18 protein-coding genes are annotated in these 17,954 nt (G+C 63.4%); 6 read left to right on the top strand and 12 right to left on the bottom strand.

The window, feature by feature from the left end:
- Positions 1 to 19 precede the first annotated feature (19 nt).
- From WMW70_RS03880 to WMW70_RS03845, 8 genes are all read right to left on the bottom strand, one after another.
- The gene (locus tag WMW70_RS03880; RefSeq protein WP_341436174.1) at positions 20 to 1,810 is read right to left on the bottom strand and encodes a DUF1302 domain-containing protein; all 1,791 of its coding nucleotides are present in this window, start codon (positions 1,808 to 1,810) and stop codon (positions 20 to 22) included.
- Positions 1,811 to 2,170: 360 nt separating this feature from the next.
- Positions 2,171 to 3,853, bottom strand: coding sequence for a fatty acid--CoA ligase (locus WMW70_RS03875; protein WP_341436173.1), 1,683 nt, complete (start codon positions 3,851 to 3,853; stop codon positions 2,171 to 2,173).
- A gap of 152 nt (positions 3,854 to 4,005) precedes the next feature.
- Positions 4,006 to 4,617 carry a DUF2846 domain-containing protein gene (locus WMW70_RS03870; protein ID WP_341436172.1) on the bottom strand — a complete coding sequence of 204 codons (612 nt, stop codon included), beginning with the start codon at positions 4,615 to 4,617 and terminating at the stop codon, positions 4,006 to 4,008.
- Positions 4,618 to 4,692: 75 nt separating this feature from the next.
- The gene (locus WMW70_RS03865) at positions 4,693 to 5,853 is read right to left on the bottom strand and encodes a phospholipase D-like domain-containing protein (protein WP_341436171.1); all 1,161 of its coding nucleotides are present in this window, start codon (positions 5,851 to 5,853) and stop codon (positions 4,693 to 4,695) included.
- A gap of 114 nt (positions 5,854 to 5,967) precedes the next feature.
- Entirely contained in the window at positions 5,968 to 6,300 is a 333-nt protein-coding gene (locus tag WMW70_RS03860) for an amidase (RefSeq protein WP_341436170.1), read from the bottom strand.
- Complete coding sequence (locus WMW70_RS03855) at positions 6,297 to 7,355, bottom strand: serine hydrolase domain-containing protein (protein WP_341436549.1); 1,059 nt, start codon at positions 7,353 to 7,355, stop codon at positions 6,297 to 6,299. Before WMW70_RS03855 ends, WMW70_RS03860 begins: the two co-directional genes overlap by 4 nt.
- A 141-nt stretch (positions 7,356 to 7,496) precedes the next feature.
- Entirely contained in the window at positions 7,497 to 8,282 is a 786-nt protein-coding gene (locus WMW70_RS03850; RefSeq protein WP_341436169.1) for an MBL fold metallo-hydrolase, read from the bottom strand.
- A 101-nt stretch (positions 8,283 to 8,383) separates the two neighbouring features.
- Positions 8,384 to 9,271, bottom strand: a complete 888-nt coding sequence (locus WMW70_RS03845; protein WP_341436168.1) for an acyl-CoA dehydrogenase — start codon at positions 9,269 to 9,271, stop codon at positions 8,384 to 8,386.
- A 138-nt stretch (positions 9,272 to 9,409) separates the two neighbouring features.
- Between WMW70_RS03845 and olsB the strand changes: the two genes are divergently transcribed.
- Together olsB and WMW70_RS03835 are read left to right on the top strand one after the other, a co-directional pair.
- Positions 9,410 to 10,168, top strand: a complete 759-nt coding sequence (gene olsB, locus WMW70_RS03840) for an L-ornithine N(alpha)-acyltransferase (RefSeq protein ID WP_341436167.1) — start codon at positions 9,410 to 9,412, stop codon at positions 10,166 to 10,168.
- Between the two features lie 167 nt (positions 10,169 to 10,335).
- Positions 10,336 to 11,130, top strand: coding sequence for a lysophospholipid acyltransferase family protein (locus WMW70_RS03835; protein ID WP_341436166.1), 795 nt, complete (start codon positions 10,336 to 10,338; stop codon positions 11,128 to 11,130).
- Here WMW70_RS03835 and WMW70_RS03830 read toward each other — a convergent pair.
- Complete coding sequence (locus tag WMW70_RS03830) at positions 11,127 to 11,711, bottom strand: acyl carrier protein phosphodiesterase (RefSeq protein ID WP_341436165.1); 585 nt, start codon at positions 11,709 to 11,711, stop codon at positions 11,127 to 11,129. The two genes, WMW70_RS03835 and WMW70_RS03830, sit on opposite strands and share 4 nt — an antisense overlap.
- Positions 11,712 to 11,836: 125 nt before the next feature.
- Between WMW70_RS03830 and WMW70_RS03825 the strand changes: the two genes are divergently transcribed.
- Together WMW70_RS03825 and WMW70_RS03820 are read left to right on the top strand one after the other, a co-directional pair.
- Positions 11,837 to 12,139: an ArsR/SmtB family transcription factor gene (locus tag WMW70_RS03825; protein ID WP_341436164.1), complete on the top strand. Its 303-nt coding sequence runs from the start codon at positions 11,837 to 11,839 to the stop codon at positions 12,137 to 12,139.
- Between the two features lie 38 nt (positions 12,140 to 12,177).
- On the top strand, positions 12,178 to 13,227 hold the full coding sequence (locus tag WMW70_RS03820) for an alkene reductase (RefSeq protein ID WP_341436163.1): 1,050 nt from the start codon (positions 12,178 to 12,180) through the stop codon (positions 13,225 to 13,227).
- 167 nt (positions 13,228 to 13,394) lie between these two features.
- Here the strand turns inward: WMW70_RS03820 and WMW70_RS03815 are convergent, their stop codons facing one another.
- Positions 13,395 to 14,237, bottom strand: coding sequence for an ATPase (locus tag WMW70_RS03815; protein ID WP_341436162.1), 843 nt, complete (start codon positions 14,235 to 14,237; stop codon positions 13,395 to 13,397).
- 249 nt (positions 14,238 to 14,486) lie between these two features.
- Between WMW70_RS03815 and WMW70_RS03810 the strand changes: the two genes are divergently transcribed.
- Positions 14,487 to 14,792 (top strand): hypothetical protein, encoded by a 306-nt coding sequence (locus tag WMW70_RS03810; protein ID WP_341436161.1) that lies wholly within the window; start codon positions 14,487 to 14,489, stop codon positions 14,790 to 14,792.
- Positions 14,793 to 14,801: 9 nt separating this feature from the next.
- On the opposite strand, the gene WMW70_RS03805 is transcribed toward WMW70_RS03810, so the two are convergent.
- Complete coding sequence (locus WMW70_RS03805) at positions 14,802 to 15,794, bottom strand: NAD-dependent epimerase/dehydratase family protein (protein WP_341436160.1); 993 nt, start codon at positions 15,792 to 15,794, stop codon at positions 14,802 to 14,804.
- Positions 15,795 to 15,957: 163 nt separating this feature from the next.
- Here WMW70_RS03805 and WMW70_RS03800 point away from each other — a divergent pair, with 163 nt between their 5' ends.
- Positions 15,958 to 17,013, top strand: a complete 1,056-nt coding sequence (locus WMW70_RS03800; RefSeq protein WP_341436159.1) for a saccharopine dehydrogenase family protein — start codon at positions 15,958 to 15,960, stop codon at positions 17,011 to 17,013.
- Here WMW70_RS03800 and WMW70_RS03795 read toward each other — a convergent pair.
- Positions 17,006 to 17,899, bottom strand: a complete 894-nt coding sequence (locus WMW70_RS03795; RefSeq protein ID WP_341436158.1) for a LysR family transcriptional regulator ArgP — start codon at positions 17,897 to 17,899, stop codon at positions 17,006 to 17,008. The two genes, WMW70_RS03800 and WMW70_RS03795, sit on opposite strands and share 8 nt — an antisense overlap.
- Between the last annotated feature and the right edge of the window lie 55 nt (positions 17,900 to 17,954).

Genomic DNA, 17,954 nt, shown 5'->3' with positions numbered 1-17,954 from the left:
CCTCAAAATTCCTGTCTGCTTAGAAGTTCACGCCAAAGCTGAGCGCAACGAAGTCGCGATCGATGTTGGTGTTGTATTCGCCACCGAAGAAATCGGTGTAGGAAAGGCTGGCGGTATAGGTGTTCTGGTATTCGGCATCCAGACCCAGGCTTATGGCCTTGTTGCCTTCGTTGAAGGTCGGACCGTAGCCATCGACGTCATGCGACCAGGACACGTTCGGCTTGAGGTTTACGCCGGCAAACACATCGTTGTAGTCGAGGATTGCGCGAGCGCGGTAGCCCCAGGACGTGGTGGTGTAGAAGCCATTGCTGTTGCACTCGTCCGGATTGGCCGGGTTGGCAATAGCAGTACACAGACTGTTGACCGGGAACTCACCGGCACCGAATTCAGGTGCACGACCGAAGCGCAGTTCGTTCTTGCCCAGATTGCTGACATGGGAATAACCGACCTCGCCCACCAGGGTCAGACGCGAAGCCCCCATGACCTGATCGACGAACTGGGTAACGGTAACCTGCGCCTGGGTCAGCGGCTTGCGCACATAACCCTTCAGCTCTTCGCCCGGGCCAAAGGCCGCATGGCCGCTGGTATAGACCGGCAGGTTGGTCGGAACACCCAAAATCTGCGCCAGACCACCCTGGGCAACAGCCGCGAGGGTCAGGTCAGTGGTATTGATCTGCATCGGCATATTCGGCCGATAGCTCAGTTCACCGGCAACCGAGGCGGAGCCCACGGTAGTGGAGAAGCTGACGCCGTGCAGGCGAATATCTTCCGGATATTCCAGGTAGTACTTGGCGAACATTTCGCCCGTGCTCGGATCTTCTACCGAGTCAGGCAGCAGGAATACGCTTTGACCGGCGGTATAGGACAGGCTCGGCGTACGGCTGTGGTAGTTCATGGTGTAGAAGCCAAACTCGGTGTCCAGTTCCTGCGAGAACCAGCGCAGGGCGATACCGTACTGGCCGCTGTCGCGAGCATCGCGGTCGCCGGAACGACCTACATAACGATAGCCGGGGCTGCCAGGGCCACCTGCGTCGCTACCGGAAACGGCCAGGCGGTCGTTACAGCCGTCGGCCAGCACGTCGAGGGCGAAGAAGGTACCGCAGTTATCGACGATGGTCTGGTCCCACTCGAGCTGGTAGAACACCTCGGCGGAGAGGTTGTCGGTCAGGCTCTGGGCCACATAGAACATGTTGACCGGGATCAGACCTTCCTTAATCTCGGCACCCGGACGGCGGAAGGAAGCCACATCGACAGGGTTGATCGAGTTGATCGAGTTCAGAATAAAGGTGCTTTCACCCCAGCTGACAACCTGACGGCCAGCGCGGACCGAGCCCGGCAGATCGCCAATCGAATAGTTGTGATAGATAAAGGCATCGAGAATTTGTGCACCGGAAGACTGCGCGCCTTCCTTGCGGTTGCTGTCGCTGATGTCATACAGCTGACGGCTTTCGTCCTTCAGCTCGAAGTCGTACCAGTACTTGCCACGGACGAAGACGCCGGTATCGCCATACTTCAGTTCGAGGTCATGGATACCCTTGAAGATCTTCGAGAAGGTCTCGCCGCGCTTGAAATTCTGACGGCCATCGTCACCGGTTTGCGAGGAGGCTTGGCCACCATTACGGGTGCCGATCAGATCCGGGTCAGCGCTACGCACCGACCAGCTGGCACCAACCGACATGGACGAGTCGAGTTGGCCTTCGATTTCGCCGATATTGAAAGTAACGCCGAACGCTGGTGCGGCGAGGGTGGATGCTAGGCTGACGGCCAGTGGCAATTTTGCCAGGCGCCAGGTTTGCTTTGTCTTTGTCATCGACGCTACTCCATGTGTTTTTTGTTATGGATGGTGCGAACTATAGCCAGCGGGTGGTACTGCTTGATCCCTCGAAAGTGTGATTTGCAGCCCCAAGGCACTCTGGCTCGCAGGTTTCGGCCGGTTGGCCGCTCTCTGCAGCAGCAAGAATGGCCTGAGTACAGCAATTAGCAAGCCAAACGCTTGTTTGACTGCAGGGTCACTAAAATACGCTTCGGTTCTCGCCGAACAGCGCCCCGCCAAAGTGCCAGATCAAGCGACAAGTTACAGACGCCGGTTACTCGGCAGCCCAGTTAAAACGCCCGTTTCAGATTCCACCGCTGGCCGGACAGGGCAATTGCCCCGCCCGACACGCCCATCTTAAAGAGTGGATAAAAAAGCACTGCCGGCGGCCTGCCACTGGACGATATCCAGGCGAATGCGTTTCTTGTCCAGCTTGCCGACGCTGGTTTTGGGAATTTCGGTAACAAGAGCGATCTGAGTCGGTATCGCCCACTTGTTGATACTGCCCTGCTCGACAAAAGGCTTGAGGTGATCCTTCAGGCCCTTGGCATCCAGGCTCTGACCGTCGCGCAGCACCAGCAAGGCAAAGGGCCGCTCGCCCCACTGCGGATCGACCACACCCACCACCGCGACTTCGCGCACGGCCGGGTGACGACTGATCAGGTCCTCCAGCTCCAGGGAGGAAATCCACTCGCCGCCAGTCTTGATCACATCCTTGATGCGGTCGCGGATATCGATAAAGCTGAAATCGTCGATGGTGGCGACATCGCCGGTATGCAGCCAGCCGTGTTGCCACAGCTCCGCACCCTTCTCCGGTTCGCGGAAATAGCCCTGGGTCAGCCAGGGCGCACGCAGCACCAGCTCGCCCTGGCTTTCGCCATCGGCCGGCAACAGACTGCCGTCGGGGGCCATGATCGCCGCTTCCACCAGCGGCACCGGCACCCCGGCCTTGATCCGGTAAGTGGTGCGCTCGTCTTCGCTACCGGCCAGCATCTCGTCATTGATATGGGCGCAGGAAATCAGCGGGCAGGTTTCCGACATGCCATAGGCCGCGGTCAGCTGGATACCGCGAGCCTTGGCCGCCTCGTATAACGTGCGATTCAGCGCACTGCCGCCGATGATCAGCTTGAGGCCGCCAAAGTCATGGCCCTGAGCGCTGGGCGCACCCATTACCATCTGCAGAATGGTCGGCACGCAGTGGGAGAAGGTGACTTTCTCTTCCTTGATCAGCCGACAGAGCATGTCCGGCTCGTAGCGCCCCGGGTAGACCTGCTTGACCCCGAGCATGGTGGCCACATAGGGGATACCCCAGGCATGCACGTGGAACATCGGGGTGATCGGCATGTACACATCGTTGGTGCCGAGCAGGCGAATGCTGTCCAGGCTGCCGAGCACGCTGGCTTCGGCCAGGGTGTGCAGCACCAGCTGGCGATGGCTGAAATACACACCCTTGGGGTTGCCGGTGGTGCCGGTGGTGTAGAAGGTGGTGGCTACCGAGTTCTCATCGAAATCCTGGAAGTCGTAGCTTGGGCTGGCGGCGGCCAGCAGACTCTCGTACTCGCCGACCAGATTGGGCAGCTCGGCGGTTTTGTCGGCCGCATCGGTGAGCAGGATGGTCTTCTCCACCGTGGTCAGCTGCCCTTCGATACCCTTGTACAGCGGCACGAACTCGCTGTTGACCAGCACGAACTTATCTTCGGCATGGTTCATGGTGTAGAGAATCTGGTCGGCCGAGAGACGGATGTTGATGGTGTGCAGCACCGCGCCGAGCATCGGGATGGCGAACATGCACTCCAGGTAACGGTGGCTGTCCCAATCCATCACCGCGACGGTATCGCCAGCCTTGACCCCGGCCTCGCTCAGGACATTGGCCAGGCGGGCGATGCGCTCGTTGAGGGTGGCGTAGCTGTAACGCAGCTGATCGCGGTAGACGATCTCGCGGGTCTTCTCGTAGCGACTGCCGGACAGCAGCAGGCGCTTGATCAGCAAGGGGGCTTGGTGAGCATTCTCAGCGGGCGCAATCACGCGGGTCTGCAGCATGGCGGTACCTTTTATGGTTTTTTTCAGTGCCGCCAATCTAGAGCCCTGACGACCCGACCAAATCAGCCCAAAGAATGATTTTTGGCGTGACTTTTCGGGTGCCATCGGTCACGGCATAAGCTCGACAGTGCCGTGCGCAGTAATGACGGACGCTAGATACCAATAAGGTCCAGCGACTTGCCAACCTTGCGCCAGAAGCTGCGCTGCATGCGCTCGGTTTCGCCGCTGGCGGCAATCCGCTCGAAGGGCTGCACTTCGCGGGTCGTCGCGATCTCCGCGGCGGCCGCCGCGGCGTACACCAGCTGCAGCGGACCATTACCCTGACCTGGGGCCTGCTGGCTCACCGCCGGCGGATTGAGTTCGTCGTAACGCAGGTAGTAGGTACCGCCCGCCTCGGCGTCCAGGGCAAAACTGGCGATCAGGGTAAAGTCCAGCGGACCATCGGCCAGCAGGGTCCAGTAGCTGCCGAACAGCGGCCGGCGCATCTCCAGCTTGTAACTGGCAACGTCGAACTCCAGCACCAGGTGGCCATTGCTCGGCAGGCTGCCGATCAGCTGGTTGTTGATAAACAGCGCCGGGGCCTCCAGCTCCTGATCGGCCCAATCGCTTTGCGGGCGGTAAAGGTAAACCAGGGCGTGCTTGTCGTCGCTCAGTCGGTGCTCACGAAAGGACTCGCCCTGGGTTTTGCCAAAGAACGCACCGGGCGTCGAGCAGCCACTCAGCGCAACCGTTAACAGCAAGGCAAAAAGACTAAGACCGCGCATCGCCAGCACCCTTATTAGATTTGTTGACCGAGCATAGCCGCGAGATCAACCGACCACACCCGACAAAAGTGCGGGTCAGCGCCAGCGGTCGAGCAGGTTCACCGCCAGCCTGTCCAACCAGCCCCACAGGCGTTGCTGCACGCGTCGCCATAAGGGCCGCGCGCGCCAATCCTCCAGGGTGACCTGCTGGCTATCGGCGAAATCCGCCTGAAAACTCGCCGCCACGCTGGCCGTCAGGCCGGGCTCGATGGCTTCGAGATTGGCGTCGAGGTTAAAGCGCAGGTTCCAGTGATCGAAGTTGCAGGAGCCGAGGCTGACCCAGTCGTCCACCAGCACCATCTTCAGGTGCAGAAAGCGCGGCTGGTACTCGAAGATCTGCACGCCGGCCTTGAGCAGGCCCGGATAATAGCGCTGGCCGGCAAACCGAACCGGCGGATGGTCGGTATGCCGGCCGCTGAGCAGCAGGCGCACCTCGACGCCCCGCGAGGCGGCCTTGCGCAAGGCTCGACGGACTTTCCAGGTCGGCAGAAAATAGGGCGTCGCCAGCCAGATACGCTGCTTGGCCCCATGCAGCGCACGCACCAGCGACAGCAGAATATCGCGGTGCTGAAGGGCGTCGGCAAAGGCGACCCGCCCCAGCCCCTGCCCCGCCGGCGGCATGGGCACCAGCGGCTTGACGCCCAGGGGCACACGCGGTCGCCAGGCGACTCGGCGGGCCTGGCAGGCCAGCCACTGGCGCTCGAACAGCTGCAGCCAGTCGGCCACCAGCGGGCCGCTGATTTCCACCATCGCCTCGTGCCAGCGGCTGGCCTGCTCACCCGGCGTCCAGAACTCGTCGGTGGCCCCGGTACCACCGACAAAGACGAATTGCCCATCGACCAGCAACAGCTTGCGGTGATCGCGGTGGAAGTTGCGCAACCCCTGCTTCCAGCGCACCGGGTTGTACCAGTGCAGCTGCACCCCGGCCTCGAGCAAACGACGGCGCTCGACCTGGTGCAACCCCTGCGCCCCAAAGGCATCGAACAGACAGCGCACGGCCACCCCACGCTGCGCCGCGGCACACAGTGCGTCGAGCAGCGCCGCGGCGCAGGCACCACTTTCGACCAGATACAACTCCAGCGCCACCTGCCGCTGCGCCCCCGCGATCAGCTCCAGCATGCGCGGAAAGAACCGTTCACCATCGAGCAGCAACGCAAAGCGATTACCCTGCCGCCAGGGAAAGACGTTATGGGGCATGGACACAGACGCACAAGCAAGCAGGGCTGGGCATTACGCCTCCGGCAGCGAATTCTGCTGCCACCATAGCCATCTGGCCGCACCTTGCAAACCCTGACAGCGAGGGCGATGCGCTCAGGGCAGCGGCTCGGCCAGCGGCAGCAACTGGCACCCCTGACGCGCGCCCAACCACTGGGCGCTCTGGCGGCTGCCCAGGCCGCGGGCGGTAACCCGTTTATGCGCCGCGTCATCGAACAGCTCACTGAGCGGCACATACTGCTCGACATAGCCCAGGCAGTAGTCGGCCGGCTGCTGGCTGACATAGCGGCATGAGCAGTATTCCTTGGCCGAGTAGGCCGCGATGATGCCGGGGAAGGCCTGCAGGTGCACACGGTTCTGCCAGGCCCAGGCCACGAGCAGGAGCATGCCCAGCACCAGCAAAATGCGCAGTGGACGGCGACGGATCATGGCTGCACCTCACGGGCAAAGGCCGCCTGCACCAGTTTGAGCAACTGGTTGTGCTGGAAGCTCGCATCGCGGTCATCGGCGTAGCGCACGATCACCAGTTTTTCCCGCGGCAATATATACAGGCCCTGCCCCCAGTGCCCGAGGGCGGCGAAGGTCTCGCCCGGCGCATCCGGCCAGGGCTTGCGCGCTCCGGCCACGGCGGCGTTGAGCCACCAGTGGCCGCCCGGCACGGCATCGTCGGGCTTGCTCGCCTCGGGCCGGTAGTTGGCAAAGGGCGTGCGGTTGAATTCGACCCAGGCCTTGGGCAGCAACTGCTGCTCCCGCCAACGGCCGTCGCGCTGCATCAGCAGGCCGACGCGGGCCAGGTCGCGGGCGTTCATATAGAGGTAAGAGGAACCGACAAAGGTGCCGGCGGCGTCGCGCTCCCACACCGCCGACTGGATGCCCAGGGGCTCGAACAGCGCGCTCCAGGGATAGTCGGCATAGGCCTCAGCGCCGACCATACCGCGCAGCGCCGCCGCCAGCACATTGCTATCGCCGCTGGAGTAGCGAAAACGCGCGCCAGGCTCGGCGTCCGCGGCATGGGCGGCGGTAAAGGCGGCCATATCGCCGCGCCCACGGGTGTAGAGCATGGCCACCACCGAGGACTTCAGCGGCGCGTACTCGTAGTCTTCCTGCCAGGCCAGGCCCGAGGCCCAGTTGAGCAAATGGCCGACTTTGACCTGCGGGTGCGCGGCAAATGGCGGGTAGTAGTCGGCCACCGGCGCATCCAGGCGAAACAGCCCCCGTCCATAGGCCACGCCCAGGGTGCTGGCCAGCAGGCTCTTGGCCATGGACCAGGTCAGGTGCGGCGTGGCGGCTGTGGTCGGTGCGGCGTAACGCTCATACACCAGCACCCCGTCGCGGATCACCAGCAGGGCATCGCTGCGCACGCCACTGCGGGTGGTGTCATCACGGGCTGGGAAGGCATAGCTTTCCAGGGCACTGAGAGCCGCGCTGCGCGGTGCTGGCTCGCTCGGCCATTGCGCGTCAGGCCAGCTTTGCGCCCAGGCCATGCTGCCGGGAAAAGCGAAGCTGCAAGCCAGGGCCCAGCGCGCACAGCCATGGAAAAAGGACATAGAGCCGCCTGCTGAATCGTCATCGATGGCACCCTAGCACGCCATCGATGACGCTAAAAAGCACCAGCAGCGTCTGGCCTACTTCGGCAGGCGGTAATGCTCCGGCCCCATCAGGTCCATGCCGCACTCGAGGTTCTCGATCCAGTAGAGGAAGGCATTGATCATCTCCGCGCCGACAAAGGGCCGGCCGTGCTGCGGCACTATCATCGCCACATCCATCTCGCGAACCATGGCCGCCCAAAGTCGGCAGACCTTGTTACCGCCCATATAGCGACGGTGAAAACCGAGCATATTCGGCACATGGTTGATGAAGTCGTTCACCGGGCTGGCGTCATCCACCAGGGAGGCCCCCATATCGCCGGAAAACAGGATCTTGCTCACCGGGTCATACAGCTGGAAGTTGCCCACCGAGTGGAGAAAGTGCGCCGGCACGGCTTTCAGCGTGCACTTGCCGAGGGCAAAGGACTGACCACCGTCCGGCAGGGCAATGATCCGGTCGAAGGTGTTGATGCCACGACTCAGCGCCAGGTAGTTGGCCGTCAGGTGCGGCAGAAAGCGCGCCCACAGCTTGGAGCAGATGACCTTGGCGCGGGTGTGCAGCAGCCACTTGTCCAGGGAGGCGATGATGTCCGGGTCCTGGTGCGAGGCGAAAATATAGGTCAGGTCCTGCACCGGAATGTGCTTGGACAGTTCCAGCGACAACGGCGTATAGGTCAGGTCGCCGCCTGGATCGAGCAGCAGGTATTGCTCGTGGTCGGTGATCAGGAACTGGTTGGACTGCACCCCTTCGCCGCTGACCAGGTCATCGAACATCATGCATTGGTGGTGGCCGTTGTCGAACAGAATGATGGGTTCGCGTCGCATGGCAAGTTCCCCTTGAAAAGCCCGCGAGCCTACCAGCGCAGGGGCCTGAGCTTACTGATCTGGGTCAAACCAGCAAGGCATGCGCACGATCCGTGGCCGCCTTACAGGGTTATACCGAGCAGCGCCTGGGCCTTCTGCAGACGTTTCTTGCGCGCACTTCCGGCAATCGTCAGCAGGCCTTGGTCGCGTTGCCAGAGCTGCGCCCAGTGCCCATCGCCGGCGCTAAAGGCGCTGTCCAGATCACTGCGCAGGCTGTCGAACTGGGCAAACAGCCCGGCCAGCATCAGGTGACCGTCGGCAGAACTTGGGCATTGCCGCGCCACCTCCGCGCAGCCGGCCAACAGACAGACCAGGCGCAACTGCAGGGCCTGTGGCCAGGCCGACTCCTGCCCCACACCAAACAGCCAGGCCGTCAGCGCCGCCAGCACGTGGGTGTCTTCCAGGGTGCGGAAGGGTTTTACATAGTCGTCCCAGCCATCGCCGGGCAAACGCTCGCAGTGCGCGCCTTGCAGATGCAGGCGGCCATGGCTGATATCCGGCATCAGCGGCAACGCCGGCAGCGTCTCGATCTGCACACCGGGCGCGCCATTGCGCACCACGCCCAGGGCCAGCTGTACCGGTGCCCCCGAACCTTCCTCGCGGGCGGCGACCAGCAGCCAGTCGGCAGCCTCGGCGGCGGTGACAAAATCCTTGCGACCATCGAGGGTCAGCGCGTGTATCCGCGTGCCCATATCGGCCGGCCGGGTGCTGCGGTTCTCGGTCACGCACAGCGCCCCCAGGGTCCAGGGCGCGGCCGGCCAGAGTGCGCGCAACCCGCCCTGGTAACCGGCGAGAAACGCCAGTCCCGGGGTCGCCGCCAGCCGTCCGCCAAGCAGGGCCAGTTGCAAAGGTGCCGGATGGCCGATGCGTTCCAGCAGGCTGGCGTACCAGGCCTCCAGATCCGCCACAGGCAGACGTGCTTGCGGACTCAACAGCTGTTGCCAGGGCATGCATTGCTCCTTGTTGGGGGGGTGTCACACAAGCATCACCAAAGATTCACGGAGGTGACACCGCTGCTACCTAGCCTGAGCTTGCCCAACAAGATCGACCGGCTGCAAGGCAAAAAGCCGGCTAATGGAGATGAAGGCATGACCCAGATGGCAATCACCCGCGACCGCACTACCTCCGCTCGTCGCCTGCAGGCCGAGCGCTTACAGGGCGCTGCCGCCCTGCGCGAAGCCCAGGCGCTGCGCTTTCGCGTATTCAGCGCCGAATTCGATGCCAAGCTCAAGGGTGCCGAACTGGGCCTGGACATGGATGACTACGACATTCACTGCCAGCACATCGGCGTGCGTGACCTCAACAGCGGTGAGCTGGTGGCCACTACCCGTCTGCTCGACCACCGCGCGGCCGCCAGCCTGGGCCGCTTCTACAGCGAAGAAGAATTCAGCCTGCACGGCCTGCCGCACCTCGAAGGGCCGGTGCTGGAAATCGGCCGCACCTGCGTCGACGCCGCCTACCGCAACGGCGCGACCATCGCCGTGCTCTGGGGCGAGTTGGCCGAAGTGCTCAACGAAGGCGGTTACCGCTACCTGATGGGCTGCGCCAGCATCTCCATGCAGGACGGCGGCATCCAGGCCCAGGCGATCATGCAGCGCCTGCGTGAACGCTACCTGTGCACCGAGCACCTGCGCGCCGAACCGAAAACCCCGCTGCCGGCGCTGGATGTGCCAAGCAACGTGATCGCCGAAATGCCGCCGCTACTCAAGGCCTATATGCGCCTGGGCGCGAAGATCTGTGGCGAGCCTTGCTGGGACCAGGATTTCCAGGTCGCCGACGTGTTTATCCTGCTCAAGCGCGATGAGCTCTGCCCGCGCTATGCACGGCATTTCAAGGCCGCCGTGTAGTTTGGGCTGAGTTTGACGAAGCCCAACGAGATCGTGACGTCGAATATTGTCCGTTGGACTTCGGCACCGCGCACCTCAACCCAACCTACGTGATCCATACGTTGCACAAGTTGCCGGCAGCCTGTAGACAGTGCCGGCGTTTGGGTCTTTGCATGCGGAAGTGGTCGATGAAGAAATTGCGTTTATACCTGCGCCTGGCTCGTCTGCTGGCGGTAATCAGCCTCGGCACCCTGTTGGCGGCGGGTATCACCCTGCTCGAACGCCTTGTCCGCCATGATCTGATGCCGACCCGTCAGCGCCTGACCCGCTGGTTCCTCGCGCGCCTGGCGGCGGCATTGCCGTTCCGCTTGCAGGTCAGGGGCGAGCTGCCGCGTCAGCCGATGCTGTGGGTCAGCAATCATGTGTCCTGGACCGATATTCCGCTGCTCGGCATGCTCACCCCGCTGTCCTTTCTGTCCAAGGCCGAGGTGCGCACCTGGCCGGTGGCCGGCTGGCTGGCACACAAGGCCGGCACCCTGTTTATCCGTCGCGGTTCGGGCGACAGCAACCTGCTTAACCAGCAACTGGGCCGGCATCTGCAGCGCGGGCGTCACTTGCTGATCTTCCCCGAAGGCACCACCACCGACGGCCTCGGTCTGCGCACCTTTCACGGCCGCTTGCTGAGTAGCGCGATCGACAGCGGCGTATCTGTGCAGCCGGTGGCCATCCGTTACCTGCGCGACGGCAAGCCCTGCAACGTGGCCCCCTTTATCGGTGACGACGACATGCTCTCGCATCTGCTGCGCCTGCTGAGCAGCGAGCTGAGCGAGGTGCAGATCCAGTTGCTGACGCCGATTGCCAGCAGCGAGCTGAACCGCAACGCCCTGGCCCGCACGGCGCAGCAGGCGATCAGCCAGGCGCTGTTTGGTGCAGCAGCCGCAACTGAAACAGCAAGGACGGAAACAGAGAGCCAGGCGGCCTAACCGGCAAGCCCACGCTCGCGGGCAACATAAGCCTGCAACTCAGGATAGAACTGGCGAAAATCCTCCAGCAGCGACTGATACAGCCGCTCCAGCTCAGCCAGGCCGCCTATCAGCAAGCCGGGCCGCGACAAGCGCCGATCGATCCCCGCGACCACCTGCTCCAGCACGGCAAATTCCCGGTAACTGCCTAGCCAGTCCTGCGCCGCCATGCGCGGTGCGATCAGCGCCAGGCGCTCGGGCAAGCGCGGCTCGGCGGCCAGCACCTGATAGACACGCCCGGTAAAGCGCGGCAGGGGCTCGGCGGCATAGTCGGCCCAGTGCAGCGCCAGGCAATGGTCGAAAAACACATCCAGCAAGATCCCGCTGTAGCGCCGCCGCTCAACGGCAAAGCGCGCCCGCGCCTGCAATTGCAGCGGGTGGCTGTCGGTGAATACATCGATACGTCGGTGCAGGCGGATCGCCGCCTCGATATCCGCCGGCCACCGCCCAGCCAGCGGCCCTTTGACGAAATCGCCATACAGGCTGCCCAGCAGTTGCGCCGGGGCGTCGCCGCCAAGGTGTAGATGCGCGAGGTAGTTCATGGCCACAGCTTACACATCAGCAGGCGTGATGAAGACTATCGCCAGGAACGATCTGTATATCGCCAACAACCGATATAAGGTTCGCCCCATCGCGATATGACGTTGCAGCACACAGAGAACGCCCCATGCCACTCGACATCGATGAAGTGATCAAGGCCCTGGCCCACCCGGTGCGGCGCGACATTCTGCACTGGCTGAAAGACCCCCAGGCCTATTTCGCCGACCAGGAGCACTCGCTGGAAAACGGCGTGTGCGCCGGCAAGATCGACCAGCGCACCGGACTGTCGCAATCGACGGTCTCCGCGCACCTGGCGACTCTGCAGCGCGCGGGCCTGATCAGCAGCAAGAAAGTCGGCCAGTGGCACTTCTTCAAGCGCAATGAAGAGACCATCCAGGCGTTTCTCAACCATATCAGCCAGGCGCTCTAGCCTTTTTTATTCAGCCTCACCATACAGGAAGCTCCCCCATGACCACGCTTTTCGACCCTATTCAGATCGGCGACCTGCAACTCAACAACCGCATCATCATGGCCCCGCTGACCCGCTGCCGCGCCGATGAAGGTCGCGTGCCCAACGCGCTGATGGCCGAGTACTACGTACAACGCGCCAGCGCCGGGCTGATCATCAGTGAAGCCACTGCCGTGACCCCGATGGGCGTCGGCTACCCGGACACCCCCGGCATCTGGTCGGATGCGCAGGTGCGCGGCTGGAGCAATATCACCAAGGCGGTGCACGCGGCCGGCGGCAAGATCGTCCTGCAGCTGTGGCACGTCGGGCGTATCTCCGACCCGCTGTACCTGAACGGCGAACTGCCGGTGGCCCCTAGCGCCATCAAGCCGGCTGGCCATGTCAGCCTGGTGCGGCCGGTCAAGGACTTCGTCACCCCGCGCGCCCTGGCCACCGAGGAAGCCGCCGATATCGTCGAGGCCTATCGCCAGGGCGCGGAAAACGCCAAGGCCGCCGGTTTTGACGGCGTGGAAATCCACGGGGCCAATGGCTACCTGCTCGACCAGTTCCTGCAGAGCAGCACCAACCAGCGCACTGACCGCTACGGCGGCAGCCTGGAAAACCGCGCACGCCTGCTGCTGGAAGTCACCGATGCGGCAATCGAGGTCTGGGGCGCTGGCCGCGTTGGCGTACACCTGGCACCACGTGCCGACGCCCACGACATGGGCGACGCCAACCGCGCCGAGACCTTCACCTATGTTGCTCGCGAGCTGGGCAAGCGCGGCATTGCCTTTATCTGCGCCCGCGAGCAGGAAGCCGACGACAGCCTGTCGCCAAGCTTGAAAGAAGCCTTCGGCGGCGTATTTATCGCCAACGAGCGCTTCACCAAGGAGCAGGCCAATGCCTGGCTGGCAGAAGGCAAAGCCGATGCCGTGGCCTTCGGCATTCCCTTTATCGCCAACCCGGACCTGCCCGCGCGCCTGGCGCAGGACGCTGAACTGAACGCGCCACACCCGGAAACCTTCTACGGCAAAGGTCCGGTCGGCTATCTCGACTACCCGGCGCTGTAAGGCTGACACGGCATGCCCCTTGTAGGAGGGGCTTTAGCCGCGATGGCGTCAGCAAAAAATCGCCGCTGAAGCGCCTCCCACGGCGTTTATCAGCGTCTATGCGGGGGGTTACCGCCTCAAACAAAGAAACCCGCCAACTGGCGGGTTTCTTCTTTCCTGCGGCTAACTCAGCGCGCGTCGATCTGCTGCTGCAGATTCTGCACCTGCGCCTGCAGGGCACTGATATTGCGGGTCATCTGCGCGCGGAAGGCATCGAACTCGGCGGTATTGCTGCTGGCCGCCGGGCGGGTTTCCAGGTCACTCTTGAGCACCAGAATGTCCTGCTCCAGACGGGAGATGGCCTGGTTGGGGTTGCCGATCTTCTTCAAGGCCTCGATCTCGCCGCTCAGGCTCTTGAACTGAGCGTCGAACTTGCCGGTATCGGCCAGCGCCGTCTGCAATTTCGCCTGCTGGCCTTTCAGTGTGGCCTGCTCACTGCCCAGGGTTTTCAGGCTGCTCTCGAATTTACCGGTGACACCCTGCTGGCTTTTCAGCTCGGCCGCCAACCGCTCGATCTGCTTGCCCTGGCCGCTCTGCTGGCCAGCCACGGCCTGCTGCTGCTTGCTCAGTTCGGCCAGTTTGCTTTCCAGTTGCTTGACCTGCAGCTTGAGCGCTTCGCTGCCGCTGGTGACGCTGGATTCGGTGGCCACCACCTTGCCGGAAATATCCTGAATACGCCCGGCCGCTTCCTCGCTGATACGGGCGAAGCTTTCCTGAGTAGCAACCAGCTGCTGCTCCATCAGCTTGATCTGCTGGAAGCTCCACCAGCCCAAACCGCCGAGGGCGATCATCAGGGCACCGACCAGGGCCCAGAGTGGCCCGGTGCTGGCGCTTTTGACCTGTGCCGTCCGGCCATAGGCCGCAGGCGCTACGGCCGGCTCATGGTGATCGGCGGCGAAATCGTCGTGATCGCGCACGCCGGCCCTCAGGCTGGGCACATGATCGAGTTCGTCGTGGGCATCGTTACGCATGGGTCAACCTTCAGGAAAGTGCTAATGGCGCGCAGTATAACGATTCGCAGGCCCCGCTTCAGCGTTGCGCAACACAGGTGCAATACGCACCGACGAAGGGCGCAATAGCTCGCGGCTCCGGCCTGTAGACCTCGAAAAATCGCATTTTTGTGAACTGGTACAGGCTTTGCATTTACCCCATTGCGACATTTACCCGCGGTTTCGCGACAAGACGAACCCGGAGCAGGCACAACCACCAGGGGAAGGCATATGGAACTGAACAAAGCAGTTTTGGATTGCATGCAGGCTTTACGCCGCAGGTTGCGCGAAGAACAGGCCGTGGATATTCGCCTGAGCCAGCCGGACGCGATCAACGCCATGCTCAGCGCCTGCCTCGGCTCCAGCGACGAGCAGACCCGGCAACTCGGCCAGCGTCTGGCAGAGCTCAGCGACAGCCCCTACACCAGTGCCCCGCAGCCACGCATGCAGGCCGGTCACCCGCTGCTGCTGGAGGCTACCCATGTGGCCAACAGCGGTTCGGTACGCATCTACCGCGGCCAGCGCGTCTACGCCTGAGGCCAGGCCTCAGCCGGGCTGACGTCCCTGCCACCAGTGGCAGAACTCATCCAGCGCGGTCCACAGGTCGACCCTGGGTTGGTAGTCCAGATAATGCCGCGCGCGGCTGATATCCAGAGAGAAATCCTTGGCCATCACCGCCACCCCGAGGCGAAACAGGCTGGGCTCCGGACGCCCGGGCAGCAGCCGGCACAGCCCCTCATTGAGCGCGGCAGCGCCATAGGCCATGGGGTAAGGCAGATGACGGCGAACCGGCGGCAGGTCGAGGCGCTGTAAGACGTAATTGACCGCCTCCCATAGCAGCACCGGCTCACCATTGCTGATGTTGTAAACCTGCCCCAGCGCCGGCCCGCTCGCTTGCAGTGCGCTCAGCAAGGCGGCATTGAGGTTGTCCACGCTGGTGAAATCGACCCGGTTGCGACCATTGCCGATGATCGCCAGTCGGCCCTTGCGCTGCATATTAATCAGGCGCGGAAAGATGCTGGTATCGCCAGCGCCAGTGACGAAGCGCGGGCGCAGGGCCAACACCTCCAGGCCACGGGCCTGAGCGGCGAACACGCGCTGCTCGGCCAGGTACTTGGTCTGGCCATAGTGGTCGGAGAACCGCCGGGGCAGCTGTTCTTCCTTAAGCCCGACATGGGCCTGGCCATCGAAATACACCGAAGGCGAAGACAGGTGCACCAGACGGCGCACGCCCTGTTCGACACAGGCGTCGATCAGATTCTCGGTGACGGTCACATTGGCCTGATGGAAATGCGCGTAGCTGCCCCACACCCCCACCGCACCCGCGCAATGCACCACCGCCTCGACATCGCGGCACAGCTGCCGCGCCAGCGCCGGATCGGCCAGGTCGCCCTGGATAAAATCGCCGCCACGCGCACGCAGCGCCTGCATAGCTTCGGCGCGCCGTCCATTGACCCGCACCTCCAGGCCCTGCGTCAGGGCAAAATCGGCAAAACGCCCGCCGATAAAGCCGCTGGCCCCGGTTACCAGAATCTTCATTGCCGCCCCCTGTGCTCATGCCCTTGCCCACTCTAGCAGCGTCCGCTGCGGCCGCTCGTGGCCCTGCCGGCCAGAACAGCGACCCCAGGCACCCGCGTCAAACCAACGGCAACGGTCGTAGCGGCTAAGCTGTCAGCGCAAACAACCTACCAAGGAGTACGGGATGGCCAGCAACTGGATGATTTACGGAGCCAACGGTTACACCGGCCACCTGCTGGCCAGCGAAGCCAAGCGCCAGGGCCTCACGCCAATTCTGGCTGGGCGCAACCCGGCGGCGGTGCATGCCCTGGGCAGCCTGCTCGGCCTGGAGTGCCGCATCTTCGATATTCACGAACAGCAGCGCGCCCGCGAGGCCCTGGTCGATATCGCCGTGGTGGCCCACTGCGCCGGGCCGTTCTCCGCCACCAGCGCGCCGATGCTAGACGCCTGCCTGGCCAGCAACACCCATTATGTGGACATCACCGGCGAAATCAGCGTGTTCGAGGCGGCTCACCGCCGCGATGCCCAGGCCCGCGAACTGGGCCTGGTAGTGTGCCCCGGCGTAGGTTTCGATGTGATCCCCAGCGACTGCCTGGCCGCCTGCCTGCATCAGGCCCTGCCCGATGCCACGCACCTGGCGCTGGGCTTCGACAGCGGTAGCGGGCTTTCGCCCGGCACCGCAAAAACCTCGGTGGAAGGCTTGAAGTTCGGCGGCAAGGTGCGCCGCGCGGGCGTTATCACCGACGTACCCTTGGGCTACAAGCGCCGCACCATAAACTTCGGCCGTGGAGAGAAACCCGCGGTAACCATCCCCTGGGGCGATGTCTCCACCGCCTATCACTCCACCGGCATCGACAATATCGAGGTGTACCTGCCGACGCCGCCGGCGGCTGCGATTGTCATGCGCCTGATCGACCCGCTGCGCGCCCTGCTGGGCCTGGATGCGGTACAGAACTGGCTAAAGCGGCTGATCGAAAAACGTGTCAGCGGCCCCGATGAAGCCAGCCGCACGCGCCAACGCACCTGGTTGTGGGGCGAGGCGCGCAATGCTGCAGGCGTGGTGAAAACCGCACGACTGGAAACCGCCAACGGCTATGACGTCACCGTGCACGGCACCTTGCTGGCCGTGCGGCACTTGCTCGATCACAGCGGCCCGGGCGGTTATTTCACCCCCACCCAGCTGCTCGGAGAGCGTTGCGTGGAACGGCTGCCGGGCTCGGGCAAGGTGGTGATTAGCTGAGCGCCACCAGGCTATGGATTGCGGCCTGGGTGAGGTGGTGCGTCAGCTGATTAAGCAACTCGCCGCCATTGCGCCAATGGTGCCAGTAAAGCGGCACATCGATCGGCCGGTCGCTGATCAATTCGACCAGCTCGCCACGAGCCGACTCCCCTAGCACCTGCAGCTCAGGAATAAGTCCCCAGCCAAACCCGGCCTGCGCCAAGCGGATAAAGCCCTCGGATGACGGGCACAGGTGGTGGGCAAAACCACCTTCGACGCCCAGGCCGGAGAGATAACGGTGCTGCAGCAGGTCATCCGGACCGAACACGATAGCCGGCGCATGGGCCAACGCCTGCGCCGTGACTCCACCTGGGAAATGCCGGGCGATAAACGCCGGGCTGGCCATGGCGCGATAACGCATCGCCCCCAACAGCAAGGCGCGCGCACCGGCCACCGGACGCTCGCTGGCGCACACGCAGGCCGCCACCTCTCCGGCGCGCATGCGTTTAAGGCCGACCTCCTGATCTTCCACCACCAGATCCAGCAGCAAGCGCTGCTCGGTGCAGAACGCACCCACGGCCCCGGCCCACCAGGTGGCCAGGCTGTCGGCGTTCAGCGCGATACGCAGCCGCTCGGGCAGCCCACCCTCATCCAGCGCCGGCACCTGCGCCTGAATGTCCCGCTCCAGCAGCCGCACCTGCTGTACATGGTTAAGTAGACGCCGGCCGATTTCCGTCGGCGCAGGCGGCATCGCGCGCACCAGCACCGGCTGGCCAACCCGCGCCTCGAGCAGCTTGATCCGCTGCGACACCGCCGACTGGGACAAACCCAGCACCTGCGCTGCGCGCTCGAACCCGGCCTGTTCCACAACGGCAGCCAGGGCGGCGAGTAGTTTGTAATCGAGCAAATCAGTTTTCCTAATGAGCAATCAGCACTATTGGTTTCTCTTATATACCCAGCCA

Source organism: Pseudomonas sp. XK-1, from assembly GCF_038069885.1.
In the GTDB taxonomy this organism is placed as follows: Bacteria; Pseudomonadota; Gammaproteobacteria; order Pseudomonadales; family Pseudomonadaceae; genus Aquipseudomonas.
Note: the sequence above shows the minus strand (reverse complement) of the source record. Positions and strands in the feature narration are given on the sequence as shown.

What these genes read in the sequence shown, in the direction of transcription:
- WMW70_RS03855 (WP_341436549.1), bottom strand. Translation starts at nt 7,355, where the DNA reads ATGGCCTGGGCGCAAAGCTGGCCTGACGCGCAATGGCCGAGCGAGCCA.
- WMW70_RS03830 (WP_341436165.1), bottom strand. Translation starts at nt 11,711, where the DNA reads ATGAACTACCTCGCGCATCTACACCTTGGCGGCGACGCCCCGGCGCAA.
- WMW70_RS03815 (WP_341436162.1), bottom strand. Translation starts at nt 14,237, where the DNA reads ATGCGTAACGATGCCCACGACGAACTCGATCATGTGCCCAGCCTGAGG.
- WMW70_RS03875 (WP_341436173.1), bottom strand. Translation starts at nt 3,853, where the DNA reads ATGCTGCAGACCCGCGTGATTGCGCCCGCTGAGAATGCTCACCAAGCC.
- WMW70_RS03800 (WP_341436159.1), top strand. Translation starts at nt 15,958, where the DNA reads ATGGCCAGCAACTGGATGATTTACGGAGCCAACGGTTACACCGGCCAC.
- WMW70_RS03860 (WP_341436170.1), bottom strand. Translation starts at nt 6,300, where the DNA reads ATGATCCGTCGCCGTCCACTGCGCATTTTGCTGGTGCTGGGCATGCTC.
- WMW70_RS03810 (WP_341436161.1), top strand. Translation starts at nt 14,487, where the DNA reads ATGGAACTGAACAAAGCAGTTTTGGATTGCATGCAGGCTTTACGCCGC.
- WMW70_RS03820 (WP_341436163.1), top strand. Translation starts at nt 12,178, where the DNA reads ATGACCACGCTTTTCGACCCTATTCAGATCGGCGACCTGCAACTCAAC.
- WMW70_RS03870 (WP_341436172.1), bottom strand. Translation starts at nt 4,617, where the DNA reads ATGCGCGGTCTTAGTCTTTTTGCCTTGCTGTTAACGGTTGCGCTGAGT.
- olsB (WP_341436167.1), top strand. Translation starts at nt 9,410, where the DNA reads ATGACCCAGATGGCAATCACCCGCGACCGCACTACCTCCGCTCGTCGC.
- WMW70_RS03805 (WP_341436160.1), bottom strand. Translation starts at nt 15,794, where the DNA reads ATGAAGATTCTGGTAACCGGGGCCAGCGGCTTTATCGGCGGGCGTTTT.
- WMW70_RS03865 (WP_341436171.1), bottom strand. Translation starts at nt 5,853, where the DNA reads ATGCCCCATAACGTCTTTCCCTGGCGGCAGGGTAATCGCTTTGCGTTG.
- WMW70_RS03850 (WP_341436169.1), bottom strand. Translation starts at nt 8,282, where the DNA reads ATGCGACGCGAACCCATCATTCTGTTCGACAACGGCCACCACCAATGC.
- WMW70_RS03880 (WP_341436174.1), bottom strand. Translation starts at nt 1,810, where the DNA reads ATGACAAAGACAAAGCAAACCTGGCGCCTGGCAAAATTGCCACTGGCC.
- WMW70_RS03835 (WP_341436166.1), top strand. Translation starts at nt 10,336, where the DNA reads ATGAAGAAATTGCGTTTATACCTGCGCCTGGCTCGTCTGCTGGCGGTA.
- WMW70_RS03845 (WP_341436168.1), bottom strand. Translation starts at nt 9,271, where the DNA reads ATGCCCTGGCAACAGCTGTTGAGTCCGCAAGCACGTCTGCCTGTGGCG.
- WMW70_RS03825 (WP_341436164.1), top strand. Translation starts at nt 11,837, where the DNA reads ATGCCACTCGACATCGATGAAGTGATCAAGGCCCTGGCCCACCCGGTG.